The organism is Kineococcus sp. NBC_00420, from assembly GCF_036021035.1.
Taxonomy (GTDB): Bacteria; Actinomycetota; Actinomycetes; order Actinomycetales; family Kineococcaceae; genus Kineococcus.
The window spans coordinates 760457-786374 of sequence record NZ_CP107930.1 but is presented as its reverse complement, the minus strand read 5'-3'; the positions used below and the strand labels follow the sequence as shown (position 1 = coordinate 786374).

At 72.6% G+C, this 25918-nt stretch carries 22 protein-coding genes; 18 read left to right on the top strand and 4 right to left on the bottom strand.

Features of this window, described 5'->3' with window-relative positions; genetic code table 11:
• The first annotated feature begins 61 nt into the window (after positions 1–61).
• Genes OG218_RS03870 through OG218_RS03855 form a run of 4 tightly spaced genes read left to right on the top strand, consistent with a single transcriptional unit; the run spans position 62 to position 3214 of the window.
• Positions 62–670 (top strand): winged helix-turn-helix domain-containing protein, encoded by a 609-nt coding sequence (locus OG218_RS03870; RefSeq protein ID WP_328291881.1) that lies wholly within the window; start codon positions 62–64, stop codon positions 668–670.
• On the top strand, positions 663–1898 hold the full coding sequence (locus OG218_RS03865) for an MFS transporter (protein WP_328291880.1): 1236 nt from the start codon (positions 663–665) through the stop codon (positions 1896–1898). The genes OG218_RS03870 and OG218_RS03865 overlap by 8 nt, the downstream gene beginning before the upstream one ends.
• 42 nt (positions 1899–1940) lie before the next feature.
• Positions 1941–2762 (top strand): ammonia-dependent NAD(+) synthetase, encoded by an 822-nt coding sequence (gene nadE, locus OG218_RS03860; protein WP_328291879.1) that lies wholly within the window; start codon positions 1941–1943, stop codon positions 2760–2762.
• A gap of 41 nt (positions 2763–2803) precedes the next feature.
• Positions 2804–3214: a hypothetical protein gene (locus OG218_RS03855; RefSeq protein WP_328291878.1), complete on the top strand. Its 411-nt coding sequence runs from the start codon at positions 2804–2806 to the stop codon at positions 3212–3214.
• 74 nt (positions 3215–3288) lie between these two features.
• Here the strand turns inward: OG218_RS03855 and OG218_RS03850 are convergent, their stop codons facing one another.
• Positions 3289–3861, bottom strand: a complete 573-nt coding sequence (locus OG218_RS03850; protein ID WP_328291877.1) for a MarR family winged helix-turn-helix transcriptional regulator — start codon at positions 3859–3861, stop codon at positions 3289–3291.
• A gap of 272 nt (positions 3862–4133) precedes the next feature.
• Here OG218_RS03850 and OG218_RS03845 point away from each other — a divergent pair, with 272 nt between their 5' ends.
• Positions 4134–5369, top strand: coding sequence for an FAD-dependent monooxygenase (locus tag OG218_RS03845; RefSeq protein ID WP_328291876.1), 1236 nt, complete (start codon positions 4134–4136; stop codon positions 5367–5369).
• A 144-nt stretch (positions 5370–5513) separates the two neighbouring features.
• Positions 5514–5789 (top strand): IclR family transcriptional regulator domain-containing protein, encoded by a 276-nt coding sequence (locus OG218_RS03840; RefSeq protein ID WP_328291875.1) that lies wholly within the window; start codon positions 5514–5516, stop codon positions 5787–5789.
• Positions 5790–5796: 7 nt separating this feature from the next.
• Here the strand turns inward: OG218_RS03840 and OG218_RS03835 are convergent, their stop codons facing one another.
• The gene (locus tag OG218_RS03835; RefSeq protein WP_328291874.1) at positions 5797–6435 is read right to left on the bottom strand and encodes a TetR/AcrR family transcriptional regulator; all 639 of its coding nucleotides are present in this window, start codon (positions 6433–6435) and stop codon (positions 5797–5799) included.
• Positions 6436–6514: 79 nt separating this feature from the next.
• Between OG218_RS03835 and OG218_RS03830 the strand changes: the two genes are divergently transcribed.
• The 3 genes from OG218_RS03830 to OG218_RS03820 are packed head-to-tail and all read left to right on the top strand — an operon-like array spanning position 6515 to position 12537.
• The gene (locus OG218_RS03830) at positions 6515–8542 is read left to right on the top strand and encodes an amidase (RefSeq protein ID WP_442906359.1); all 2028 of its coding nucleotides are present in this window, start codon (positions 6515–6517) and stop codon (positions 8540–8542) included.
• A 38-nt stretch (positions 8543–8580) separates the two neighbouring features.
• Positions 8581–11463: an aminotransferase gene (locus OG218_RS03825; RefSeq protein ID WP_328291872.1), complete on the top strand. Its 2883-nt coding sequence runs from the start codon at positions 8581–8583 to the stop codon at positions 11461–11463.
• A 42-nt stretch (positions 11464–11505) separates the two neighbouring features.
• Positions 11506–12537, top strand: a complete 1032-nt coding sequence (locus OG218_RS03820) for an agmatine deiminase family protein (RefSeq protein WP_328296212.1) — start codon at positions 11506–11508, stop codon at positions 12535–12537.
• Here the strand turns inward: OG218_RS03820 and OG218_RS03815 are convergent.
• Positions 12531–13484 (bottom strand): sugar phosphate isomerase/epimerase family protein, encoded by a 954-nt coding sequence (locus OG218_RS03815; protein WP_328291871.1) that lies wholly within the window; start codon positions 13482–13484, stop codon positions 12531–12533. The two genes, OG218_RS03820 and OG218_RS03815, sit on opposite strands and share 7 nt — an antisense overlap.
• Before the next feature lie 230 nt (positions 13485–13714).
• Between OG218_RS03815 and OG218_RS03810 the strand changes: the two genes are divergently transcribed.
• Genes OG218_RS03810 through OG218_RS03785 form a run of 6 tightly spaced genes read left to right on the top strand, consistent with a single transcriptional unit; the run spans position 13715 to position 20331 of the window.
• A complete protein-coding gene (locus OG218_RS03810) occupies positions 13715–14704 on the top strand; it encodes an HD domain-containing protein (RefSeq protein WP_328291870.1) in 990 nt (329 codons plus the stop codon).
• A gap of 24 nt (positions 14705–14728) precedes the next feature.
• On the top strand, positions 14729–15790 hold the full coding sequence (locus OG218_RS03805) for a Gfo/Idh/MocA family protein (RefSeq protein WP_328291869.1): 1062 nt from the start codon (positions 14729–14731) through the stop codon (positions 15788–15790).
• A complete protein-coding gene (locus OG218_RS03800; RefSeq protein WP_328291868.1) occupies positions 15787–16722 on the top strand; it encodes an MBL fold metallo-hydrolase in 936 nt (311 codons plus the stop codon). Before OG218_RS03805 ends, OG218_RS03800 begins: the two co-directional genes overlap by 4 nt.
• Entirely contained in the window at positions 16719–18284 is a 1566-nt protein-coding gene (locus tag OG218_RS03795; RefSeq protein ID WP_328291867.1) for a YcaO-like family protein, read from the top strand. The genes OG218_RS03800 and OG218_RS03795 overlap by 4 nt, the downstream gene beginning before the upstream one ends.
• Positions 18281–19588, top strand: coding sequence for a glycosyltransferase family 4 protein (locus OG218_RS03790; protein WP_442906455.1), 1308 nt, complete (start codon positions 18281–18283; stop codon positions 19586–19588). The genes OG218_RS03795 and OG218_RS03790 overlap by 4 nt, the downstream gene beginning before the upstream one ends.
• A complete protein-coding gene (locus OG218_RS03785) occupies positions 19585–20331 on the top strand; it encodes a PIG-L deacetylase family protein (protein WP_328291865.1) in 747 nt (248 codons plus the stop codon). The genes OG218_RS03790 and OG218_RS03785 overlap by 4 nt, the downstream gene beginning before the upstream one ends.
• 416 nt (positions 20332–20747) lie before the next feature.
• On the opposite strand, the gene OG218_RS03780 is transcribed toward OG218_RS03785, so the two are convergent.
• Positions 20748–21356: a class I SAM-dependent methyltransferase gene (locus OG218_RS03780; RefSeq protein WP_328291864.1), complete on the bottom strand. Its 609-nt coding sequence runs from the start codon at positions 21354–21356 to the stop codon at positions 20748–20750.
• A gap of 234 nt (positions 21357–21590) precedes the next feature.
• On the opposite strand from OG218_RS03780, the gene OG218_RS03775 reads away from it, so the two are divergent.
• The 3 genes from OG218_RS03775 to OG218_RS03765 all read left to right on the top strand — a co-directional run bounded on the left by OG218_RS03775 (position 21591) and on the right by OG218_RS03765 (position 25892).
• Entirely contained in the window at positions 21591–22292 is a 702-nt protein-coding gene (locus OG218_RS03775; RefSeq protein WP_328291863.1) for a DUF6518 family protein, read from the top strand.
• Positions 22293–22574: 282 nt separating this feature from the next.
• Positions 22575–24161 carry a methyl-accepting chemotaxis protein gene (locus tag OG218_RS03770; protein WP_328291862.1) on the top strand — a complete coding sequence of 529 codons (1587 nt, stop codon included), beginning with the start codon at positions 22575–22577 and terminating at the stop codon, positions 24159–24161.
• A 663-nt stretch (positions 24162–24824) separates the two neighbouring features.
• Entirely contained in the window at positions 24825–25892 is a 1068-nt protein-coding gene (locus OG218_RS03765) for an NAD-dependent epimerase/dehydratase family protein (RefSeq protein WP_328291861.1), read from the top strand.
• Positions 25893–25918: the final 26 nt, after the last annotated feature.

Below are 25918 nucleotides of genomic sequence, written 5' to 3'. Positions count from 1 at the left end.
CCCTCGGCACCGGAACCGCGACCCTCTTGAAAAGGGATCTTTCGAAAGATAGCTTTTGATGGTGCCGACGCGCGACGACCACCCCGAGATCGACGACGAACGCGGCCTGCCGCTGCGGCAACTGCGACGCCCCGAACACCTCAAGGCCCTGGCTCACCCACGCCGCATGCAACTGCTGGACCTCCTCGTCTCCGACGGCCCCCTCACCGCCAGCCAGTGCGCCGAACGGCTCGGCGACTCCGCCGCCTCGTGCTCCTACCACCTGCGCCAACTGGCCCGGTTCGGTTTCGTCGTCGAAGCCGACGGGGGAGAAGGCAGGAACCGCCCCTGGCGGTGGGCCCCCATCGGCAACCACATCGTGGAGGGCACCTCACCCGCGGAACGCGCCGCCGCCGAATCCCTCGGTGCGGTGCTGGACGCGCGCAACCTCGACCGGATCCGCGGCTGGGCCGGTCGACGGGCCTCCGACCCGTGGCGCGAGGCCGCCGACGCGTCGGACTGGACGTTGCGGCTGACCCGGCAGGAGCTGGCCGACCTGACCGCGGCCATCACGGCGTTGATCGTTCCGTTGCAGCGCAGGACCTTCGACGGCGTGGTGCCCGAGGACTCCCGACTCGTCGACGTCCTGACCTACCTGCTTCCCCGTCCCGGGACGACGCCCGGTGCGTGAACTCGCGCGGCACCGCGAGTTCCGGTTGCTGCTCACCGCGCAGACCCTGTCGATGTTCGGGGACTGGACGCTGCTGCTGGTCCTGGGCATCTGGGCCAAGACCCTGACCGGCAGCAGCGCCGTCGCCGGCCTGACGGTCTTCGCGATGGCGGCCCCCGGAGTCCTGGCGCCGCTCGCCGGGGTGGTGGTCGACCGGCTGCCCCGTCGCAGCGTGCTGCTGGGGGTGAACCTGGTCGGCGTCGTCGTGGTCTCCTCGCTGTGGCTGGTCCACGACCGGCGGCAGCTGTGGCTGCTGTTCGCCGTCGCGGCCTGGTACGGCATCGCGAGCATCGTCACGAACGCCGCCACCTCCGGCCTGGTCCAGTCGATGCTGCCCGCCGAACTGCTCGGGCCGGCCAACGGGGCCCTGAGCACGGTCCGGCAAGGACTGCGCCTGCTGGGCCCCCTCGTCGGCGCGGGCCTCTTCGCGGCTGCCGGCGGACGCTGGGTCGCGACCCTGGACGCCACCGCCTTCGTGCTGGCCGCGGTCGTGCTGCTGCGCCTGCGCCACCGCGAGCAGCGGAGGGACCCCACCGCGGGACGTGGCGAGGTCCTCGCCGGTCTGGTCCACTTGTGGCGGACCACGGCGCTGCGCCGCGTGGCCCGCTCCACGCTCGTGTTCTCCGGCTCCGTCGGACTGGTCGAGGCGACGGTCTACGCCCTCGTCGACGACGGTCTGCACCGCCCCGCGGAGTTCGTCGGGGTCCTGGTCAGCGTCCAGGGGGGTGGGGCCATCGCCGGCGGGGTGGCCGTCAGCCTCCTCGTCTCCAGGGTCGACGAGGCACGGCTGGTCGCCGTGGGCATGGCGCTGGTCGCGGTCGGGGCGGGCGCCGGGGCGGTCGCGTCCTTGCCGGTGGTGCTCACCGGCTTCCTCCTGGTCGGTGCGGGGTTGCCGGTGCTGGCGGTGGGGGCGGCCACGACGCTGCAGCGCCGCACCCCGAACGCGGTCATGGGTCGGGTGGCGACGGGCTACGAGATGGTGAGCTCGGTGCCGACCACGGCCTCGATCGCGGTGGGGGCCCTGCTGGTGGGGGTCCTGCCGTTCCAGGTGGTGCTCGTCGTCACCGCCGTCGGCTGCGCGAGCGCGGCGGTGCTGATGGTCATCGGACGAGAGGCCGGGTCGCACGACCCGGCGGTGGCGTCCCCGGACCGCGACGGCGGTTCCGCCTCCTGCGTCCGGGCGAGGTGACCGTGTCCTGACGGTGGAGGACCCGCGCGGGATACTCCTGCCGTGCGTCCACACCAGCGAACCATCGCCGAGGAACTCGGCGTCGTCCCCTCCGTCGACCCCGCCGCGGAGATCGCGCGGCGCGTGGCGTTCCTGCACGACTACCTCCTGGCGACCGGTGCCGCCGGCTACGTGCTCGCGGTCAGCGGGGGGCAGGACTCGACCCTGGCCGGGCGCCTGTGCCAGCTCGCGGTGGAGGCGGTGCGGGCCGAGGGCGCCTCCGCCCGGTTCGTCACGGTGCGGATGCCGTACCGCAGCCAGGCGGACGAGGAGGACGCCCAGCTCGCCCTGCACTTCATCGCTGCCGACGAGGGGATCACCATCAACATCGGGCACGGCGTCGACGGTGTCGTCCGCGACGTGCAGTCCGCCACGGGGGAACCGTTGAGCGACTTCGTCAAGGGCAACGTCAAGGCGCGGCTGCGGATGGTGGCGCAGTACGCCGTCGCCGGTGAGCAGAACCTCCTCGTCGTCGGCACCGACCACGCGGCCGAGGCGGTGACCGGGTTCTTCACCAAGTACGGCGACGGCGGTGCGGACGTCGTCCCCCTCGCCGGGTTGAGCAAGCGGCAGGGCCGGGCCCTCCTGGAGCACCTCGGGGCGCCGGTCCGGTTGTCCGAGAAGGCGCCGACCGCCGATCTGCTCGACGACCAGCCCGGCCAGACCGACGAGGCGAACCTCGGTCTGCGCTACGCCGACATCGACACCTACCTCGAGGGCGGCACCGTGAGCGAGGAGGTCGCCGAGGCCATCGAGGCCCGGTACCGGGCCACCGAGCACAAGCGCCGGCTCCCGGTCTCGGGCCACGACGACTGGTGGCGGTAGCGGTGGAGTCACCCCCCGGACGCCTCCGGACGTACCGGGGCGTGGTGCAGATCTCCCTCGGCGGTCTCTGGGTGCTCCAAGACGCTGAGCCCGAGGGCTGGGGCTACGACGACTACCCGTCCGACTTCGCCGGGAGGACGGGCGGTGAAGGCGTCTACCTGATCTCGGGGCACTACGCCGGTCCCGTCGGGGTGACGGTGGAGGTGCACCGCTCCGCTCCCGAACCCCCACGAGGATGGGAGAAGTCGGCTGAGCTGGAGGGGAACTACCCCAGCCGGGTGGCCAGGGCGTGGTGCGAGCTCCTCGAGGTCGATGAGCAGTTGGAGCACATCGAGTTGCCGGCCGAGCGCGTGCGGATCCGCGTCTCGGTGGACGGATGGAGCACACCGCCCAACCCCGGTGGTTCGCCCGAGACCTGGCTCCTGCAGGTGTGGCCCGCTGGAGCTGCCTGACGATCGGCAGGTCGTACCCGCAGCACCCGCAGCGCGCCGCGTCGGGGTAGGCCCGTGCGCCGGTGAGTCCGTCGTCACCGACGTGGGGCAGGACGGGGAGCGTGTCTCCCGGTGAGTTCCGACGTCTCGAAACCCTCGACGACCTCCGAGACCGCGAGGTGGAGTTCGTCGAGAACGGTCACGAGTTGTCGCAGGAGTTCCGGTGGGTGCTGTCGCATCATCGCCTCGACCCGCTCGCCCAGGGGGGCGAAGAACCCCACGGCCTGGTCCTTCACGTCCGGCGGCACGCGCAGGGTCACGACCCGCCGGTCCCGGTGCTCGCGGGAACGGACCACCAGACCCGCGGTCTCGAGGCGGTTGAGCAGCGCGGTCGTCGCGCCGGTGCTCAGACCGATGCGGCGGCCCAGGACGGTCGGTGAGAGGGGTGTTCCGCGGTCCTGGTGGTAGACCACCTGCCCGAACGCCTCGGCGTCAGCCGTGCTGACCCCCAGCCAGCGGGCCAGGTGGTGGACCACGTCGGCGTTGTCGGCCGTGTACACCTGCAGGGCGTCGACGACCTGGTCCGCCAACGGCATCTGGTCCCGGGCGCCTACCGGCGCGTCGGGGACGGATCGGACCGGCCGGGATCCACTGCGTGGCTGGCTCATCACATCCCTCTCGCTGCTGACGTGGTGGTGACCCAGGCTAGCGCTTGACTCCAAGAACAAGTACCTCCAATATGGAGGTACTTCAGGTGAGCGCTAATGCCGCCTGACGGTCCGGCGCGTCCTCGGTCTCGCCGTCGCCTCCACGAGATCGCCGCGGTGATGATCACCGCCGCCCGCAGCCAGGCTGCTGACGCCGCCGTCACCGTGGCTCTTCCCGTCGTCTGAGTTCTCCACCACCCGCACACGCACCGAACCACCCGGAGGAACCACCGATGACGAACACCGCGAAACGTCCCCGTACGCCCCGGGTCCTCATCACCGGAGCCAGCATCGCCGGCCCCGCCCTCGCTTGGGGCCTGCGCCAGGCCGGGTTCGAGGTGACCCTGCTGGAGCGGTCTGCCCAACAGCGCGAGACGGGTCAGAACATCGACGTCCGCGGCCTGGGACGCGACGTCGTCCGGCGGATGGGCCTCGAAGCCACCGTGAAGGCGAACCTCACGGGGGAGCGGGGAACGCGTTACGTCGACGACACCGGACGTCCCTACGCGGTCCTCCCGCGCGAGGAGGGCCGTGACGGACCGACGGCGGAACTGGAGATCCTCCGCGGCAGGTTCGCCGAGATCCTCGTCGACCTCGTGGTGCGGGACGTCGACCTGCGCTACGGCGACTTCGTCACGGCGGTACGCCAGGACGAGGACGGGGTCGACGTCGAGTTCGACAGTGGCTCCCGGGAACGTTTCGACCTGCTGCTGGTCGCCGAGGGCCGCAGTTCGCGCACGCGCAGACTGCTCTTCGCCCAGGAGACCGAGTACCGCGACTTCGGTGTGAGCATCACCTACGGAACCCTGGACCGTGTTCCCGCTGACGTCGACTGGTGGGACTGGTACACGGCGACCGGTGGGCGGGTGGCCTCGATCCGACCGGACGACGTGGGCACGATGCGGGCCAGCATGTCCTTCGAGTCCGAACCCGCGGGGTTCGAGGGACTTCCGCTGGAGTCGCAGTTGGCGGTCCTGCGCGAACGGTTCCGGGGGGCCGGTTGGCAGACCCGGCGGATCCTGGAGGGTTTCACCGCACGGCCCGAGGAGTTCTACACCCAACGCATGGAACAGGTGGTCGTCTCGACCTGGAGCAAGGGCAGGGTCGCCCTGCTGGGTGACGCCGCGTGGGGTTCGGGCCCGACGGGGATGGGGACCACCCTCTCCCTCGTCGCCGCCCACGTGCTCGCGGGGGAACTCGCCCGGACCTGCGCCGCGGGTGGCGATCACCCGGCCCGGGCGTTCGCCCGCTACGAGTCCCTGCTGCGGCGCTACGCCGACAGCGCCCAGGGCCTCCCTCCCGGCGGAGCTCGCCTCCTGCACCCTTCCTCCGCGCTCGGCGTCAGAGTGGTGCAGGCGACGCACCGGCTCTCGGCGACCCCCGCGCTCAAGGGCCTGGCGCAGAGGTTCTTCCTCACCAGCGCCCGCCACGTTCCCCGCCTGGACGACTACCCCCTCCTGCGGGACTGACGCCGACGCCTCGAGTCCGCCAGCCCGGCCCGTGAAGGGGCGGTAGGCCACGGTGTCCGGTCCTCAGCCACGTCGGCGGCCGGTTGCCGTTGCACACGACCGGGGTCGGGAAGGTCCTCCTCGCGCACGCGCCGGCGGAGCCGCGTGTTCGCCGAACTCGTCCGGGTGACGCCCTACAGCATCAGTTCGCCGAGGGTCCTGGCCCGGCAACTCGCAGCGGTCCGGCGGGACGGCTTCGCCAGCACCAGCGGCGAGATGGACGTGGGCAACGCCTCCGTCGCCGTCCCCGTCCGCGGACCCGACGGGGAGGTGGTGGCGGCCCTGGGCCTCGTCGTGTCCTCGCTCGGGCGAGACCGTCCGCGGCTCGTCGCGGCGCTGACCGTCGCCGCGGCGGGGGTCTCCCGGGCGTTGCGTTCCTGAGAACGGTTCAGGCGGTCGCCCCGCCGGGACGGGCCGAGGCGAGGAGCATCTCCAGACCCATCTCGAAGGCCCGCGTCGCCACCGGGTCGTGCGGGTCCTCGTCGGCCAGGGTCGCGAACGCCGCGGCGAAGGTGGGGAAGGCGTCCTCCTGGCCGGTGGGGTCGAAGACGACGCTCGGCCCGGACATGTCGAGGACGCTGCCGAGGACGAAGGACTCGAACGCCGTCAGCAGGGGGAGCACGTCGCGCTCGGGCCAGCCGACGGTTGCGGCGGCCACCGCGAAGTCCTCGTACTGGGCCAGCAGGACGGGTGCCGAGGCGCGCTCCGTCATGAGCAGCGGTATCGCCCGGGGGTGGCGCGCGAAGGCGCTGCGGTAGGAGCGGGCCCACGCGCGCAGGCCGTCCTCCCAGGGCAGGGACCGCAGCGGTCCCGAGTCGATCCGCGCGGAGACCAGGGCCCGCACGTCCTCGATCATGGCGGCGCGGTTGGGCACGTGGTTGTAGAGCGACGCGGGGTTGACGGCCAGACGGGCGGCGACCCCGCGGATGCTGGCGGCCTCGGGGCCCTGGCTGTCGATCAGGGCCAGCGCCGTCCGGGTGATCAGTTCACGGTTGAGCAGTGGACGCGTCGGTCTGGCGATGGGCACCTCCTGGGAACGCGCCGAGCCTACGCGTCACCGGCCGTCAGGCTGCTCGGAACCCTGGCCGTCGGAAAACAAACGATGTATGTTTCCCGCCGTGGACACGAGGCCCTTCACCGTCGTCGAGGCGAGCGTCGAGCAGCTGCGCGAGGCCCTCGCCGCGGGCACCCTCAGCAGCGTCGAACTGGTGGCCCGCTACCTGAACCGCATCGGCCACCACGACCGTTCCGGTCCCCGGTTGAACTCCGTCCCGGTGCTCAACCCCGCGGTCTTCGACGAGGCGCGGGCCGCCGACGAGCGCCGCGCGCGCGGTCGGGAACTCGGTCTCCTCGACGGGATCCCCTTCACCGCCAAGGACTCCTACCAGGTGAAGGGGTTGCCCGTCGCCAGTGGTTCTCCCGCCTTCGCCGGCCTGGTCGCCCGCGACGACGCCTTCGCCGTCGCGCGGTTGCGGGCCGCGGGGGCGGTGTTCCTCGGCCTCACGAACATGCCGCCGATGGCGGCCGGCGGGATGCAGCGGGGCGTCTACGGACGGGCCGAGTCGCCCTACAGCGCCGACCACCTGACCTCCGCTTTCGGTTCCGGATCCTCCAACGGCTCCGGCACGGCGACGGCGGCGAGCTTCGCCGCCTTCGGTCTGGGGGAGGAGACCTGGTCGTCCGGACGGGCGCCGGCCTCCAACAACGCCCTCGTCGCCTACACCCCCTCGCGCGGGGTCGTCTCGGTGCGCGGCAACTGGCCGTTGGTCCCCACGATGGACGTCGTCGTGCCGCACACGCGGTCGGTGCGCGACCTGCAGCACGTGCTCGACGTGGTGGTCGCCGACGACCCCGACCCCTCCGGGGACCTGTGGCGCACCCAGCCGTGGATCGACCTGCCCCGCCCCTCGCAGGTGCGCCCGCCGTCGTTCGCCGACCTCGAGGACCTGCCGCTGGCCGGCCTGCGCCTGGCCGTTCCGCGCCTCTACGTCAACGCCGACCCGGACACCAGGCACCCGATCCGCACCCGCGACAGCGTGATGCGGTTGTGGGCGGACCTGCGGACGGACCTCGAGGCCGCCGGCGCGGAGGTGGTCGAAACCCCCTTCCCGGTCGTGGACAACTACGAGAAGCTCCACGTCGGGGACCGCGACTTCGTCGACCGGGGTTTCGTCAGCCGGCAGTTCCTGCGCGACGAGATCGGCGACCTCTCGGTCTGGGCCATGGACGACTTCCTGCGCCGCAACGACGATCCGACCCTGAACCGGCTCGCCGACGTCGATCCCGCGCGCATCTTCCCGGCGCCGCCCGGCGCGCTGGAGGACCGCTACGGCGTCTTCGACTTCGACCTCGCCTACGACATCTCCGGCTACGTCGACCGCGCCCGGCAGGGGGAGTGCGACTGGCGCACCATCGAGAGCCTCGAGGAGGGGTTGCGCGGGCTGGAGCACACCCGGCGCGTCGACTTCGAGGACTGGCTCACCGCCGAGGGTTTCGACGTGGTGGTCTTCCCGGCGGCCGCCGACGTCGGGCCCGCCGACGCCGACGTGAACCCCGCGTCGGCCGACCTCGCCTGGAGCAACGGCGTGTGGGTCTCCAACGGCAACCTCGTGCCCCGTCACCTCGGCATCCCGACGGTCACCGTGCCGATGGGCACGATGGCCGACACGGGGATGCCCGTCGGCCTCACCATCGCCGGCCCCGCCTACGGCGACACCCGGCTGGTGCAGGTGGCCGCGGCCGTCACCGCCCTGCGCGAGCGCCGGACGATCCCGTCGCGCACCCCGGAACTGCCGGACGAGGCGGTGTTCGCGGTCGCCCGCCCCGTTGCGACGGGGGAGCTCGCCGTCACCGTGGACGAGGTGCGCCTCGACACCGACGGAGTCGTGCGCTTCTGCGCGACCGTGGTCGGCGGGGAGAGCTTCGAGCACGCGGCCTTCGTCGACGGGGTGCGCGTCGCCACGACGTCGGAGCGAGGTCGCCTGCAGGGCACAGCGCAGGTCGACGCCGGAGCCCACCGCGCGCCCGTCAGCGACTGGCTCGCCCCCTTCGGGCCCCTCGTCGTCGTCCTCGTGCGCGACGGGTCGGGTGTGGTCGCCGGTGCCGTCGCGACGACGCCGCAGTCACCGCTGTGAACGCCCACCCGTCCCGTCCCGCCCCCGAGGGAGACGCCGTGTCCGAGGTCTTCGACTACTTCGCCCAGGTCGACCTGCCCACTCTGACGCTCACCGACGACGAGGTGCGCCGCCACGTCGCCGAGGTGTTCGGCGTCGAGGTCGACGTGCGGTCCCTCGGGAGCCAGCAGGACCAGAACTTCCGGCTGTTCCCCCGGGGTTCGAGCGAGCCGCTGGGGGTCCTCAAGCTCAGCAACCCGGTGTTCAGCGAGTCCGAGATCGAGATGCAGGACGAGGCCGCCGCCGTCGTCGCGCACCGTCACCCCGGCCTGCGCGTGCCGCGCCTCGTCGACGGTCCTCGCGGGGTGATGTCGGCGTGGTGGGACACGACGGGCGGACGTCTGCACGCGCGGGTCATCGAGAACGTCTCCGGGCGGACCCTCACGGGCTCGAGGTACCTGTCCCCGCCGGTCGTCGAGGCGATGGGGCGACTCGCCGCCGCCGTCAGCACCGCCCTGTCCGACTTCACCCACCCGGCGCAGACCCGGGTGTTGCAGTGGAACCTGCGCCACGCGGACCGGGTCGTCGACACCCTTCTCCCGCTCGAACCGGACGCTGCGGTGCGTGCCGTCGTGGGGGCGGCCGCCGTGGCGGCGCGCAACGCGCTGGCCCCGGTGGCCGCGGGACTCCCGGTGCAGGCCGGGCACTTCGACGTCACCGACGACAACGTGCTGCGGCCCGAGGGCGGGGTCGTCCCCGACGCCGTGATCGACTTCGGCGACGTGTGCGCGTCGTGGCGGGTGGGTGAGATCGCGGTGACGGTGTCCTCGATCCTGCACCACGACGGCGCCACGCCCGAGAGCGCGCTGACCGCCGTCCGCGCCTTCGACCGCGACCGTCCGCTGGACGATGACGAGATCACCGCCCTGTGGCCGCTGGTGGTCCTGCGCGGTGCGGTGCTGGTCCTCAGCGGCCGGGCCCAGGTGCGCGTGGACGAGCAGAACTCCTACGCCTCCGGCGCCCTCGACCGCGAGTTCCGCATCCTGGAACGGGCCACGTCGGTACCGCTCGCCGTCCTCACCGCCGCGACCCGCGCGGCGCTCGGACGACCGGTGGCGCCGGAACCGGCGTGGGTGGGGGACACCCTCCTGCCCCCTCTCGCGCGTCGGGTCGAACTCGACGCGTCGACGGAGTCGCCGCTGAACGACGCCGGGGCCTGGCTCGACGCGTCGACCCTCGAGAACGCCGCCCTGGCGGCCCTCGACGCCGGCGCCGAGATCGTCACCGTGCCCGCCTGGCGACCGGTCGTCACCGGTTCCCTGCCACCGCCGGCGGCGACGGCCGAGACGGTGTCCACCGGCGTCACCGTGTGGCTGGCCCGTCCGAGTCCCCTCGGTGTGGGTTCCGGTGAGGTCAGCCAGACCGCGCAGTCGCTCCGCTGGACGTCGACGGGAGGGACCGTCATCGTCACCAGAGAACTCGGGAACGACGGGTCAGGGGTGCTCCCCGCCCGCACCCGACTCCTCGTGCAGCGTTGCGCCGCAGGGCAGGATCAGCCACCGGCCCGGGTGACACCGCGGCTCGCACGCGCGTGGCGGGCGGTGGTCGGTGATCCCGGGGCGGCGATCGGCGTCCCCTCCGAGGGGGAGCGCGAAGGAACCGGGGACGACGTCCTGCGGCGCCGGCACCGCGTGCTCGCCGAGGTCCAGGAGCACTACTACGCGGCGCCCCCGCAGGTCGAACGCGGCTGGCGCGAGTTCCTCCTCGACGTCGACGGCCGCGTCCACCTCGACATGGTGAACAACGTCGCGTCGGTGGGTCACGCGCACCCCCGCGTCATCGCCGCGGCGTCCCGTCAGATGCAGTTGCTGAACACGAACTCACGGTTCCACTACCGGGCCATCACCGACTACGCCGAGCAGTTGTCCGCGACGCTGCCCGAGGGGCTCGACACGGTGTTCTTCGTGAACTCCGGCTCCGAGGCCACCGACCTGGCCGTCCGGCTCGCGATGGCGTCCACCGGGCGCCCCGACGTCGTCGCGATGCGCGAGGCGTACCACGGCTGGACCTACGCCAGCGACGCGGTGTCGACGTCGATCGCCGACAACCCGAACGCCCTCTCCTCGCGCCCCGCGTGGGTGCACACCGTCGACGCCGCGAACTCCTACCGCGGGCGTCACCGGGGCGCGGACGCCTGGCGCTACGCCCCGGAGGCCGTGGCCGTCATCGACGGGCTCGCGGCCGGTGGACGTCCGCCGGCGGGGCTGATCTGCGAGCCGTACTTCGGCAACGCGGGCGGGGTCGCCCTCCCCGAGGGGTACCTGGAGCAGGTCTACGCCGCGGTGCGCCGCCACGGTGGTCTCGCCATCGCCGACGAGGTGCAGGTGGGTTTCGGACGCCTGGGGGAGTGGTTCTGGGGTTTCCAGCAGCAGGGTGTCGTGCCCGACATGGTGGCGGTGGCGAAGTCCATCGGTGCCGGCCACCCGCTCGGGGCGGTGATCACCCGACGGGAGATCGCCGACCGCTACCGCACGCAGGGGTACTTCTTCTCCTCCACCGGCGGGTCGCCCGTCTCGGCGGTGGTCGGCTCGGCCGTGCTCGAGGTGATCCGGTCGGAACGCCTGCAGGACAACGCCCGCGTGGTGGGCGCGCACCTGAAGCGGCGCCTGGAGGACCTCGGCCGCGAGCACGACCTCGTCGGCACCGTGCACGGTTCCGGCCTCTACCTCGGCGTCGAGTTCGTGCGGGACCGCACCACCCTCGAACCCGCCACCGAGGAGACGGCCGCGATCTGCGACCGCCTGCTGGAACTCGGGGTCGTCATGCAGCCCACCGGCGACCACCTCAACGTCCTCAAGGTCAAACCACCCCTGTGTGTCTCACGGGCGTCGGTCGACGTGTTCGCCGACGCGCTGGGACACGTCTTGAGGACCGGCTGGTGAACGCCGGTGTTCCCCGAACCGAGAGGAGCTGTCGTGTGGCAGATGCCCGCTGAGACCGATCCGCACGAGCGCACCTGGATGGCGTTCCCCCGTGAGGGGTTCACCCTCGGCGCCGGGGCGCAGACCCGGGAGGAGGGGTACCGGGCCTGGACCGACGTCGCCCACGCGGTGGCGCAGTTCGAACCCGTGACGATGGTGGTCGACCCGACCGAGACCGCCCGGGCCCGGCGGATGCTCGACCCGGCCGTGGAGATCGTCGAAGCCCCCCTCGACGAGTTCTGGATGCGCGACGTGGGCCCGACCTTCGTGCTGGACCGCGACCGTTCCGGAGTCCTCGGGGCGGTCGACTGGATCTTCAACGGGTGGGGGGCCCCGGACTGGGCGGAGTGGCAGAAGTCCGCGGGCATCGCCCGGATCGTCGCCGAGCACGTCGGCGCCGAGGTCGTCGACTCCCTGCTGGTCGCCGAGGGGGGCGGCCTGCACGTCGACGGCACCGGCACGGTGCTGCTGACCGAGACCGTGCAGCTCGACCCCCGGCGCAACCCGTTCGCAGACCGGAGGCGGGTCGAGGCCGAGATGGCGCGCACCATCGGCGCGACGCAGGCCGTCTGGCTCTCCCGCGGTCTCACGCGCGACTACGACGAACTGGGTACCCGGGGCCACGTCGACATCGTCGCCACCTTCGCCGCGCCCGACCACGTCCTGGTCCACCACCAGCGGGACGAGGGACACCCCGACGCCGCGGTGTCGCGCCAGTGCCGGGCGGAACTGCAGGCGGCCTTCGAGAGCACGGGCCGCGCGGTCACCCTCACCGACCTACCCGCCCCGGCGACGCTGCGCGACGGTACGGGCCCCGTCGACTGGAGCTACGTCAACCACCTCGTCGTCAACGGCGGGGTGGTGGCCTGCGGTTTCGGTGAACCCGAGGCCGACGCCCGCGCCCGCTCGATCCTGAGCGAGGCCTACCCGGGCCGCACCGTCGTCACCGTCGACGCCCGTCCCCTGTTCGAACGCGGCGGCGGCGTCCACTGCATCACCCAGCAGCAACCCGCGACGGCCGGACCGGTTCAGTGAGCCGAGGCGGTGCTCCTGGTCTCGAGGGAGGACAGGTCGATCGACCGGGACGGCCGCGCCAGGGACGGGAAGCGCTCGCGGAGGAACTCCTCGCTGCGCTGTGCGGCGTCGCGGTGCACCGGATCGTGGTCGTAGAGTTCCACGCTGATCCAGCCCTCGTACCCGTCGGCCAGAACCCGGCCCACGGCGTCGAAGTCGACGTCCCCGTCTCCGGGAACGAGGTGCGCGTGCACGCGGTCGGCGATGTCCTCCACCTGCAGGTGGCGGGTGATCGGGAGGTGGCGGGAGAGTGAACCCAAGGCGTCCTCCTCCTCCACGACGCAGTGTCCGAGGTCCTGGCTGAGCCACAGGTCCGGGCTCGCCGTCCGTTCCAGCACGACCGCGACGTCGGCGTTCGTCCGGCAGTGGAACCCTGGTTCGGGCTCGATGCCCAGGACCGTGCTGCCGCGGGGAAGTCCTGCTGCGTCGAGGGTTTCGTGCAGCGTGTCGAGCAGGACGGCCAGGGCCTCGTCCAGCCACGCGTCGGCCTGGGCCGCACCGACCTCGGGACGCCGCTTGCCGGTGGAGAACACCACGAGCGGAACTCCGACGAGAACCCCGATGCGGACGCTGCGCTGCAACAGGTCCAGCCGGCGGGCGCGTTCGGCGGGGTCCGGGTCCACGAGCGCGGGTTCGAAGGCCTCCTCGCTCAGCAGGTGCGGGTCCCCGGTGGCCAGGCTGCACGCGACCATGCCGTTCGCCGCGAGGGTTTCCCGCAGGCGGGCCGCGTCGGCGGCGGAGAACGTCCACGGGTCGATGTGCTGGGCGTTGAGCGAGAGTTCGATGCCGTCGTACCCGCGGTCGGCCAGCGTCCGGACGGCGTCGTCGAGGCTCACCGAGCGCAGACCGTTCGCGTTGTAGGCGAGACGGGCGCGCGGGGTCGAGGGGGTCAGGGGGGTTTCGGGCACAGGTGCTCCTCGTGGTCGCGTGAGTCGCGGTGGAGGGGAAGAGTCGGATCAGCCTGGCAGCGGTCTCGGTGCTGCGCCCGACGACGATACGCACGATCTGACCGGGTGCGCTTCCGGAGTCACAGGACGTGAGAATCGTCACGGGAAGTCCGGTGTGCGGACTCCCGGGGAGCGGGGCACAGTGACGCCGTGCCGTTCACCGTGCCGAGCGCAGGAGCTCGAACCCGCCGATGACCTCCCCTCGACCCGTCTCCGTCGCAGGGCCCGACCCCGCGAACTCCGGTTCCCCCGCAGCTCCGGTGGTGGAACCCTCCACGTTGCAGCTCCTGCGGGAGGTGGCGGACGTGAAGCGCCTGCGCGACGCCCGAGGACCGGGTTCCCTCGCCGACCGCGCGTTCGTCCGGTCCTGGCGCGTTCTCCTGCAGGAATGGTCGGTGGACCACGTCCTGGCCCTGGCCCTGCGGGAGGTGGCCCACGCCCTGGTCGCGGCCCGTCTCGCCGGGGTCGACGCCGACGTCCTGGCCACGGCCGGTCTGGACCGGGACGAACGTCTGCTCGTGCTGCAGCGCGCCTTCGACGCCGTCACGGCGACCGCCGAGGGCGGTTTCGGTGACCTCGCCGACCTGCGCGCCGCGCTGGACCCCGACCCGTTCGCGGAGGAGCTCCTCCCTGCCGCACCGGCCTTCGTCGACGCCCTGGTCCGGCAGCCGCGAGCCGGGGCCACCCACCCGGTGCTGCCGCGCGTCGTCGTGGAACCCCCCGAGAGCCACGGTGACCACTGCTTCGTCACCGCGGTGTACTCCGCGCTCGTCGCACCGCGCTTCGGCGTGGGGCGCGGCGAGGCGTTCCTCGTCGCGCTGGCCCACCACCTGCCCAACGGCGACCTCCCCGACGCCGGGTTCGGCGGCGAGGTCCTGCTCGGGGAGCACTACCTGCGCGTGCTGGCGGCCCTGGAGCAGCGGTCCCTGCAGCAACTGCCGCAGGGCCTCGCGGAGCGCCTGCGGGTCCTCCTGCCGCAGCGCGAGACCACCGACACCCCCGTGGGGCGGGTCTTCAACACCGCTGACGTCCTGGACCGCGTGCTGCAGGTCCACCACCACGCCCGTGAGGCGGCGTTCACCGCCGCCCAGGCCCTCGACGACCTGGACATCGTCCACCCCGGCGCCGTCCAGCAGTTCCAGCTCGGTGTCCTCGCGGGCGCCGGCATCCCGGTGCGCTGAGCACCCCGTCCACCGAGGAGTCCCGTGAACACCCCTGACGAACTGCACGACGACGAGCGGACCGGCTGGGTCATCGCCGGAGCGGGCTGGGTCGCCCGCGACCACATGGCCCCCGCCCTGGCCGCCTCGGCCACCAGCCGGGTCGTCGCCGTCGTCGACCGTGACCTGGAGGCGGCGATCGCCCTCGCGGCCCGCTTCCCGGGCGCGCAGGCGCACGACGACCTGGCCGCGGCCTTCGCCACCCCGGGGGCGCGGATCGTCTACGTCGCCACCCCGAACCACGCCCACCGCGAGGTCGCGCTGGCCGCGGCCGACGCGGGGTTGGCCGTCCTGTGCGAGAAGCCGCTCGCGGCGAGCCTGGAGGACGCCGCGGCGCTGGTCGCCGGGTGCGAACGCGCGGGAGTGGTGGCCGCGACGGCCTTCGACCAGCGGTTCCACCCCGCCCACGAGGTGATGGCCGAGTTCATCGCCCGGGGCGACCTGGGCACCGTCACGGCCGTCCGCATCGTCTACGCGTGCTGGTTGCCGCCCGGGTGGGCACCGCCCGGCAGCACCACGGGTGACAACTGGCGCGTCGACCCCGTCCGGGCCGGTGGCGGGGCCTACATCGACCTCGCCCCGCACGGGCTGGACCTCGTCGGCACCCTGCTGGGCGAGGACGTGGCCACGGCCACCACCCACGTGCAGCACCGCGTCCACGACTACGCCGTCGACGACGGTTCCGTCCTTGTCGGCAGCACCTCCTCCGGGGTGCTGGTGACGATCTCGAACTCGTTCAACACCGTCGAGACCCTGCCGCGCCGTCGGCTCGAGATCGTCGGTACCGCAGGGCAGCTCGTCGCCAACGACACCATGGGACAGGACGCCGGTGGCCGCGTGGAGTTCATCGACGCCGCCACGGGTGCGTCCCGCGACCTGGAGTTCGACACCACCACGTCACCGTTCACCGGCGAACTGCGGGCCCTGGAGGCCGCGGTCACCGGCGGGGAGGACTGGCGATTCCCGATGTCGCGGGACCTGCGCCTGCTGAACCTGCTGCACGACGCCCTGGGCGCGCAGCCCCGACCCGTGGAGGCACGAGCATGACCGGACCCGACGACGCCCACGCGATGCGCGGGGTCCGCGCCGCGGAACTGGCGCCCCTGCCCACCCGGGCCCACCGCGAGCACCGCGCCTACTCCTGCACGAACTGCGGCCACTGGCAGCGCTGGTTCGCGCACACCCCGCCGCCGTCGTGCCCGGTGTGTTCCGACGTCCGCAACGAACTGCCCGTCGACGGGTTCGAGTTCCTGCGCGAGACCGAGGTCGACGCGCTCGTGACGACGTCCTGGCGCGAGGCCGTACCCGGGGTCACCGAGTTCTGGTGCGACCCCGTCGTGGGGCTCGGGTCGCACGGCTGGGTGCTGGAGACCTCCGACGGCCTGCTCGGCTTCGAGGCCGCCCCGTGGTACTCCGCCGACGCGCTGGCCGAACTGCGCCGCCGCGGTGGCCTGCGGGTCCTGGCCTCCAGCCACGTCCACGGTTTCGGCGGGCTGTGGCAGCTGCAGGACGAACTCGACCCGCCCGTCGTCTCCGTCGGCGTCCACGACCTCACCTGGACCAAGGCCTTCCGCGTGACCTGGCCGGCCGACGACCGGACCGAGCTGGCGCCCGGGATCACCCTGCACCGCACCGGCGGGCACTTCCCCGGGCACAGCGTCCTGCACGACGCCGATCGCGGCCTGTTCTTCTGCGGCGACTCCCTCAAGATCGACCTCGACGAGGACGGGAACGCCGCGGCGCTGAGCGCCCACAAGGCGTTCCACGCGCAGATCCCGCTGTCCCGGGCCGAGTTGCGCAGCATGCGCGAGATCGTCGGGCAGCTGGAGTTCGACACCGTCTTCAGCCCCTTCGAGTTCGCCCGCGGGGTCACCACGGCCCACGTCGTGGCCCTCGTCGACCACATGCTCGCCAACCCCCCGTCGGCGTCCCCGGTGCCGATGGACCTGCTGACCCGGACCGTGGAGGTCTTCGCGTGACCGCACCCCGTCGCCTGACCGTCGACCACCCCGTCCAGGAGGGGCAGGACCACCTCGCGACCGAACGCTTCCGCGACGTACTGGGGGAGCGCGACCGCTTCCAGTTCCCGACCTACCGCCTGGACACCGTCGGCATCCCCTCGTGGTGGACGATCGCCGCGACCGGCGACGCCGGGGTGGCCGCCATCGGCCACGGGTACGGCGGCACCGACGCCGACGCACGGCGCTCCAGCTGGGGCGAGTCCGCGGAACTGGGTCTGCTGCGCCGCACCGTGGCCACCCTGGAGCACCGGCGCGCCACCCGGAACGAGCTGGTCGCCGAACTCGGGGCCGACGCCGTCCTGGACCCGCCGGCGGTGTGCCTGGACGCCGGCGCGCCCTACACGCCCGACGTGACGCTGAACTGGCTGCCGTTGCAGCGCTACGGCACGGGGGAGCGGGTCTGGGCCCCCGCCGACGTCGTGCTGCGCGACTCCGACGAACTGCCCGACGGTTTCGTCGACGACCTGCCCCGCCTGGTGACCCGGCACGGCAACGGCCTCGGTGCCGGCGACAGCCTCGAACGCGCGGTCGCGCACGGGATCGGAGAACTCCTGCAGCGCGACGGCAACGGGACCCGCTTCCGGGCCCTGGACACCGGCGTCGTCCTCGACCTCGGCCCCGACGACGAACTCGTGACCGACCCCGTGACCCGCGACGCCCTGGCCCGGTTGCGGGCGGCGGGGGTGCGGGTCGTGCCCAAGCTGGCCAACGACTGGTGGGGCATCGCCAACATCACCGTCGTCGGCACCGACGACGACCCGCTGCAGCCGGTCATGGTGACCGCCGCCGGCGAGGCCGCCCACCCCGACCGGGAGGTGGCGCTGCGCAAGGCCGTGCTGGAGTTCGCCGCGGCCCGCTCCCGCAAGGCCTTCACCCACGGGGACCTCGACGCCGTCCGCGACATCAGCCCCGCCGGGTACGTCGAGCGCTACGCCGCCGACCCCTCCACCCAGGAGGAGCGCGCCCTGCGCGGGATGCTCGGCTGGCTGGAGAAGGACGCCGCTCAGCTGCGGTCCCTGCTCGAACCCGTCGTCCTGGCCGAACGCAGCCGGCGTCGCTTCGACACCCTGCCGACGTGGCGGGCCCCCGAGGGCGTCGACGAGCAGCAGGCCCTCTGTGCCCACCTCGTGGGTCTCCTGCGCGAGCGCGGGTTCGACGTGCTGGTGCTCGACTGCTCCGCCGAACCCGTCGCCGTGGCCCGGGTCGTCGTGCCGGGGCTCGAGGTCGAGATCGTCAGCTACGGCCGGATCGGGGAACGCGGGCTGGTGGACCTGCTCGAACGTGGGGACGGTCGGACGGGCCTGCACGGCATCGCCGGCCTCGGGGTGCCCGGACAGGACGGGGTCCCCGCCTCCGCCGAACCCGTCCACCTCACCGACGCCGCCCGGGAACGCCTCGGCGGCCCGGCCTGGTTGGACCGGACCGCGCTCGACTGCGTCCTGGGGGAGCTGTACCCGCTCTACCGCGAACCGGCACTGCACGCGGCCGCCGTGGCCCGCGAGAACGGATGGACCGCATGAGGATCTGCCTCGTCTCCCGCCGCTACTGGCCCGCCGTGTCGGGCATGAGCGTGTACGCGGAGAAGCTCGTGGAAGGTCTGGTGGCCCGCGGCCACGAGGTCGTGCTGGTGTCGCAGTTCCGCGGTGACCCCGCCGGCAGCGCCGTCTACGGCGGCGGTCCGCCCCCCGCGGACCGGGTCCCGGCCGGGGTGCGGGCGATCGGGTTGGAGGCGTTGGGGGAGCAACGGTCGGGCGAGGGTCTGCCCGCCGACTTCGACGCCGACATCGCCGCGATGCGCGAGACCGTGGAGCGCCTGCACGCCGAGGAACCGTTCGACCTGCTGCACGCCCAGTACGCCTGGCCCACCGGGATGGCCGTCCTGGAGGCGTCCGCCTCGCTCGGCCTGCCCTCGGTGGTCAGCGTCCAGGGGGGCGACGGGCACTGGGTGGGGTTGTGCTGTCCCGCCCACTCCGTGGGGATCCGCACGGTCCTCGACCACGCCGGGGCCGTCCTCATCGGTTCCCGGACGTTCGCCGACGAGGTCGTGGACCACCACGGGACCGACCCGGAACGGTTCGACCTGGTCGGTGGAGCCACCGACACGCAGGCCTTCACCCCCGCCGACGAGGTCGCCGTGGGTGTGCTGCCCGCGGACGGGCCGGTGACGCTCCTCTTCCACGGCCGCGTCGACCGTCGAAAAGGCGTCCTCGACCTGCTGCACGGTCTCGCGGCGCTGCGCGCGGAGGGCCGGGACGTGCGGCTCCTCGTCTCCGGCATCGGCCCCGACGTCACCGCGGTCGCCGAACTCGTCACCGAACTGGGGCTGGACGACGTCGTGGAGCAGCGGGGTTACGTCCCCTACACCGAGGCGCCCGCCGTCTACCGCGACGCTCACGTGTTCGTCTCGCCGACCCAGTCCGAGGGTTTCTCGAACACGATCCTGGAGGCCATGGCCGCCGGGCTCCCCGTCGTCACCACCCGCACGGTGGGCGTCGTGGACTGCGTGCGCGACGGCGAGAACGGTCTGCTCCACGAGGTCGGCGGCGTCGCGGGTCTGGTCGACGCCCTGCGTCGTCTGCTCGACGACCCGGCCCTGGGGCCGAAGCTGGCGCAGCAGGCGCTGAGCGAGGTGCGCGAGGTCTGGTCCTGGCCGGCTCTGACGGAACGCGTGGAAGCCGTCTACCACCGGGTCGTCGCCACGCCGCCGGACACCGCGTGGACGCAGGTCCCGCCCGCCGAACGCCCTACCAGCAGGGGGCGGGGCGTGGAACCCACGACCGCCGACTCCGACTGCCGGTTCCTCGTCACCCCCCACCTCCTGTGAACCGCGCCGGGGTGGACCCCGCGCGGGTCCTCGCCGTCTCCCCGCACCTGGACGACGCGGTGTTCTCCGCCGGGGCGCTGTTGACCGGGTTGGTGGCCGCGGGGGCCGAGGTCACGGTGCTCACCGTCTTCACCGGCAGCGTGACGGACCCGACGGGTTTCGCGTTGGCCTGCCAGACCGACAAGGGTCTGGCCGACGACGTCGACTACATGGCCCTGCGTCGCGCCGAGGACGTCGCGGCCGGCGCCGCCCTCGGCACGACGGGTTTCCACCTCCCCCTCCTCGAAGCGCCGCACCGCGGGTACCACAGCGCCGCAGCGCTCTTCGGGCCCGTCGTCGCCGGGGACGAGGGGTGCCCGGTCGCGATCGGGGAGGCCCTCACGGCGTTCCTCGACGAGCGGTTCGGGGGTTCCGTGGACCTGCTGCTGGGTCCGCAGGCTCTCGGCGACCACGTCGACCACCGCCACGTGCGCACGGCGGTCGACGTTCTCGCCCACGACCGGGGCCTGTCTCTGGCCCGGTGGGCGGACACCCCCTACGTCCTGCGGGCCGGAGCGGAGACTCCCCTCGGCGACCCCCGGTACCCCACGGAGGAGGAACTCGACGCCAAGGTGGAGGCGTGCGCCGCGTACGCCACGCAACTGGGTTTCCAGTTCGACGGGACGGACGCGATGGTCCGGGCCTTGCGGGCCCTGCCGGAGACCTTCTACCCACCGTTGCCGGTGGACGCGCGGACCAGGTGAACCCGGTCAACGGCGGCCCTGCCGCGAACCGGCGTACCCGGGTTCGCGGATCCGGCGCCACCGCTGCGGCACGCGCAACCCCGCGACGGCGTTGTGGACCGGTGCGAACGTGATCGGTCCTCCACCTCGCCCTCGTCGAGGAACAGTTCGGCGAACGGTCGCCACGGCCCGCGCGGTCCGTGGAAGCCGAGAGGCTGGAGTGCAGACCCCGAGCCCGACTCCTCGATCCAGCCGACCCCGGTCCCCGCGGTCAGGCCGTGCCGGACCGGTCGGCCGGTGTGGACGGTCCCGCACGGGTGCAGCGCCCTGGCTCCGCGGACGGCGGCCAGGGGGCGGAAGAGGGTGAACATCACCCCCGGCACCTTCCCCGTCCACGGGGGTGGCACACCTCACGGGGCGTCCGGGACGAACACCCGTCAGCGGCGGCGCAGGCGGTACCACTGCGGAGTGGTACCGCGCAGCGGCCCCGGGAACCCCCGGCTGTCGGTGGCGTCCTGGGCCACGACGTCCCAGCCGGGAAGGGCCTCGGTGACGTCGGAGGAACTGGCCCCGCGGGGCAGAGGCCCCCGGCGCCCCGGCGCGAACGCGAGCACGAGCAGGGTGGCGTCCGGCGCGGCGCAGGCGGTGATCCCGCGGCCCAGCTCGGAGCGTTGCCTGCGGCGGAGGCCGTTGAAGCAGCCCGCGTCGAGGAAGAAGTCGACGGGGGCTCCGATCCGGGCCGGGTCCAGTGCCGTCACGTCACCTTCGAGGGCGTGGACGTCCACCCCGTGCTCCTGCGCCCGCTCGGTGGTCCGGCGCACGACGGACGGCACCGCGTCGACGGCGCTGACGTCCCAGCCACGGCCGGCCAGTTGCACGGCGTGGGCGCCGGTGCCGCACCCGAGGTCGAGGGCGTGGCCGAAGGGGGCGACGCGTTCGGCCTCTTCGCGCTCGATCAGCGCGGTGAACTGGCCGGCGCCCACCTCCATGGCGCGTTCCCACGGTGTGATGCCGAGGCGGTAGGCGAGGGAGTAGCTGACGTTCACGGGAACCTTCCCACCGGTTGGAGGACTTCCAGGAGGAGCAGAGTGTCACGGCGGGGGAAGAGGTGGGCCGCGGCCGCGGTGAGGACCTCCCCGCCACCGTCGGCACCACCGCGCGATCAGCGGTACGAGCGTGGGTTCGAGCCCGGGCATCAACCCGGGGTACGAGGAATCGATGGTCGAGGATCCGACCACGCGGTGATGTTCAGACCGATCGTCACGGGGCAGGCTTCGACCATGAGCGAACCCGCCGCACTGAAGACTTCGCTCCGTTTCCCGTGGGCCGGGGGCGGCCGGCGCGACGGCTCGGCCGGTGGGCTGGGCGCGTCTCCGTTGCTCGGTGCGGCAGTGCTGATCGGCGCGGTGTGGGGGGCGTCGACGTCAGGGCTGCAGACGCTGCTGCCCTGGCCCTTCGCCGGGCTGGCCAACGCGGTGGGCCCCTGGGTCGCTCCCGCGTTCCTGGTCGGTGCCTGGAGCCGGCGGCCCTGGACTGCGGTCCTGGCCGGTGTCGCGGTGTGCTTCGGGGAGGTCGCCGGCTACTACGCCGTGTCCGCTGCGCGCGGCTTCGGCGTCAACCCCTCCAACGTCGTGCTGTGGGCCGCTACCGGTGTGTTCGGCGGGCCGGTCCTGGGGGTGGCCGGCTGGTGGTGGCGACGGGCGGCTGCGCCGCGGGTGGCCGCGCTGGGGGCGGCGCTGCTGGGCGGGGTCTTCCTCGCGGAAGGAGTGGTCACCTACGGGCTCTACCTGCGCTACCCGGGTGAGGCGGTCGTCTCCTGCGTCCTCGGTGTCCTGCTGGTGGTGGTCCTCGGCGCCACCGCGTCGGCCGCGCGGGCAGTGGGTGCGCGAGCCCGGGGTGTGGGTTCGGCTGCGGCGTGGTTGCTGTTGGTGTTGCCACTGGGTGCGGCCGGGGAGGTTCTGCTGCGTCTGGTCGTGACCTGAGCCGGGCGACCTCCATCCGCCCGGCCGGCGCAGGAGCGCAGCGCTCGGGCCCTTGAGTGTCAGGGCCCGGGTTTGATGGAGACCGTGGCGGGGCCTCGCCCCGCTCACCCTGGATGCGGCCGGTTTCGGCTGGCACTTCGCCCGCCGGGACTCTCGGGAGCTGGTCCTGCGCGCTGATCTGGGCCGAGAGACAGGAGTTGGTGAACGTTAAGGACGGTTGCCGGGTGGCCGATCGGTCACTGTCTGGTGCCGCTCCGGTGCCCTGGTGATGGGCGGTCGGTCATGTTCTCCTGGGTGCGGGACCTGCGGGTCTCTTCGAAGTTGTTCGCCGGGTTCGGCGTGGTGTGCCTGCTGCTGCTGGTGGTCACTGGCCTGGGTATCGCCCGCCTGGGGCAGGCTCAGACGAACCTGGACAACCTCTCCACCTCCGGGGTGGCCTCGGTGGACACCATCGACAAGGTCCAGACCGCCTACCTGCAGGTCCGCAAGGACCTCAGCGACGTGGCGATCGCCTTGGACGCGGCGTCCACCCAGAAGGCCACCGACCAGTTGAGCAAGGACCAGACGGCACTGGACGCCGCGTGGACGGCCTACCTGGCCACTGATCCGGCCAGCACCACCCAGCAGCAGGGTGTCTACACCCAGTCCCTGGCCCAGTGGCGCACGGCCAGCGAAGCGCTGCTGCCGTTGGCTGGTCAGGCGGATCTGACCGCGTTCGTCACCCAGCGCACGGCCACGACCACCGAGGTCGGCAAGACGGTCAACTCCGCCCTGGACACCATGAACGGGGTGGAGGCACAGGCCGCGAAGACGATCGCTACGGACGGGGCGACGGCGTACCACCAGGCCGTCATCGTGCTGGCCGGCTGCGCGGGGGTGGCGCTGCTGCTGGCCGTGGTCATCGCCGTGGTCATCGCCCGCTCCATCGCGCGCCCCCTGGCCCAGGCGGTGGGTGTGGTCGAAGGTCTCGCGCAGGGCCGGTTGGATCAGCGCGTCGACTACGTCAGCAGGGACGAGGTCGGACGTCTCGCCGCTGCGACCAACGCCTCCATGGACAGCCTCGCCGCGGTGATGCGTGAGGTCACCGACAACGCCACCACCCTCGCCGCCTCCAGCGAGGAGTTGACCGCGGTCGCCACCCAGCTCTCCTCCGGTGCGGAGGAGTCCGCGTCGCAGTCACAGGTCGTCTCCGCCGCCACGGAGCAGATCAGCGCCAACATCGGCACCGTCGCCGCGGCGGGGGAGGAGATGACCGCGGCGATTAACGAGATCGCCACCTCCACCGCGGAAGCCTCTTCCACGGCAGCGACCGCGGTCGCTGCTGCCGGGGACGCCGGCACGACGATCGAGCGTCTCGGTGCCTCGAGTCGGGAGATCGGGGACGTGGTGAAGCTGATCACCACCATCGCCGAGCAGACGAACCTGTTGGCGTTGAACGCGACGATCGAGGCGGCGCGGGCGGGGGAGATGGGCAAGGGGTTCGCGGTGGTGGCGGGTGAGGTGAAGGAACTGGCGCAGCAGACCGCGCGGGCCACGGAGGTGATCGTGGCGAAGGTGAACGCGACCCAGGCGGATGCGTCGGCGGCGACGGAGGTGATCGCGGAGATCGCGGAGGTGATCTCGCGGATCGATGGTTTGCAGGCCACGATCGCGGCGGCGGTGGAGGAGCAGTCGGCGACGACGGCGGAGATGGTCCGCAACGTCACCGAGGTCTCGACGGGTTCCCAGGAGATCTCGGCGAACATCTCGGGGATCGCGGCGGCGGCGGTGGAGACGACGACGTCGGCGTCGCACACGGCGTCGACGGCCGCGGACGTCTCGCGGAGTGCGGCGCAGTTGCAGACGCTGGTGGGCCGTTTCACCCTCTGACGCGTTTCCCCTCGAACGTCGTGGGTGGACTTCACGACGGCGTCAGCCGCGACTACTGCACTTCTCGAGTGGAGGGGCCGCGCTGCCGGTGGGACGACGATCTCACTCGGCCCATCTCGCCCGGCTCACAGTGCCCACCCCATGTCTCTGGCTGCGTCCGTGGTGCCGCGATTCCGTGGAAGGCGGTTCACCGGTGAAGGAACTACGCGACCTGAACGGCGCTGCCGAGTCCTCCGGTGGCGCCGCCGGGGTCACGTGGGTCGACGTCGTGAAGACGATCGATGTCAGCGGTAGGTGGGTGTGGCGCGGAGCGGGCGGTCGCAACGCCCACCTGGTACGGGAACGTTCAGCGAGTAGTTCCAGCCCGTGGTCGCTGTGCGGGAAGAGAGTCCGCGGACCCCGCCTGGCCTGGCGCGGCGTGTGTCCTGTCTGTCGTCGTCGAAGCGTGAGCCTCGACGCCGAACCCACCCCGGCGCATCATCACGGAGACGACTGCCGCCGCTGATCGTGGTCTCCGTCGCCCAGGCCGAAACACCTGCACCCCGCATCGTCAGCGACCACCCGAGCTTCCCACCACGATCAAGCGTCCACAGCCGGGAGCTGTCCGGGTGGGATACGGGATTGGCGAGCGTCGCTGCGGGTCTTTGCGGGTACGGTCCCTCAGTGCGTGCACTCATCACCGGAGCCACCGGCTACGTCGGTTCCCGCCTCGTCCCTGCTCTGCTGGACGCGGGTTTCGACGTCCTCGCCGGTGCCCGTGACCCGGGGAAGCTCGCAGCCTTCGACACCTCGCCTGGGGGCAGCCCACCGGAAGGCACCTCTCCGGGGAGCAGCACGCAGGAGAGCACCGCATCCTCGGGCCTCGCCCTGTCGCGGATTGCGACCAGCGTGGAGCTGGACGTCATGGACGCTGACTCCTGTGCCCGTGCGTTGAGCGGGCACGGCCAGGTCGACGTGGCCTACTACCTCGTCCACGGTCTGGGCGAGGGGGATTTCGCCGAGACCGACCTGGTCGGCGCCCGCACCTTCGCGTCGGCGGCCGCTGCGGCCGGGGTGCGGCGCATCGTCTACCTCGGCGGGCTGGTCCCGCCGGGGCAGGAGCTGTCGGAGCACCTGGAGAGCCGTCGCGTGGTCGGGGAGACCCTGCGGGAGTTCGGGCGGGGGGTGGATCTGGTGTGGCTGCGGGCGGCGATCGTGCTGGGGGCGGGGTCCACCTCCTTCGAGCTGATCCGTCACCTGGTGGATCGGCTGCCGGTCATCCCGGTACCGGTGTGGATGGAGCACCGGGTGCAGCCGATCGCCGTCGACGACGTGGTGCACTACCTGCGCCACAGTGCCGAGGCCGACGTACCGGCAGGCGCGTACGACATCGGCGGACCTGATGCGCTGCCCTACCGCGACCTCGTCGCCACCTACGCGCGGGTGAGCGGCCGTCGACGGTTCCTGCTGCCGGTCCGGGGGGTCAGTACCGCTCTGGCGGCGCGGGTCATCGGGTGGGTCGTGCCGTTGCCGTCGCCGTTGGTGGCCGACCTGGTCGACAGCCTGAGCAACACCATGGTCGTGACCGAGGAGACCATCCGAAGGTTCGTGCCGTCGCCGCCGGGTGGTGTGACCGGGGTTCGTGAGGCGTTGCGTCGCTGTGCCACTCCGGCCGGGGTAGCGGTGGTGGGGCCCGGTGCGAGCGCTGATGCGTTGCGCTTGAACGACACCGACCCTGAGTGGGCGGGCTGACCCTCACCGCATCGACGTCTGGTGTG

Excerpts from the sequence above, each read along its gene's own strand:
- OG218_RS03850 (WP_328291877.1), bottom strand. The coding sequence starts at position 3,861 with ATGAGCCAGCCACGCAGTGGATCCCGGCCGGTCCGATCCGTCCCCGAC.
- OG218_RS03845 (WP_328291876.1), top strand. The coding sequence starts at position 4,134 with ATGACGAACACCGCGAAACGTCCCCGTACGCCCCGGGTCCTCATCACC.
- OG218_RS03830 (WP_442906359.1), top strand. The coding sequence starts at position 6,515 with ATGTTTCCCGCCGTGGACACGAGGCCCTTCACCGTCGTCGAGGCGAGC.
- OG218_RS03820 (WP_328296212.1), top strand. The coding sequence starts at position 11,506 with ATGCCCGCTGAGACCGATCCGCACGAGCGCACCTGGATGGCGTTCCCC.
- OG218_RS03810 (WP_328291870.1), top strand. The coding sequence starts at position 13,715 with ATGACCTCCCCTCGACCCGTCTCCGTCGCAGGGCCCGACCCCGCGAAC.
- OG218_RS03800 (WP_328291868.1), top strand. The coding sequence starts at position 15,787 with ATGACCGGACCCGACGACGCCCACGCGATGCGCGGGGTCCGCGCCGCG.
- OG218_RS03790 (WP_442906455.1), top strand. The coding sequence starts at position 18,281 with ATGAGGATCTGCCTCGTCTCCCGCCGCTACTGGCCCGCCGTGTCGGGC.
- OG218_RS03775 (WP_328291863.1), top strand. The coding sequence starts at position 21,591 with ATGAGCGAACCCGCCGCACTGAAGACTTCGCTCCGTTTCCCGTGGGCC.
- OG218_RS03770 (WP_328291862.1), top strand. The coding sequence starts at position 22,575 with ATGTTCTCCTGGGTGCGGGACCTGCGGGTCTCTTCGAAGTTGTTCGCC.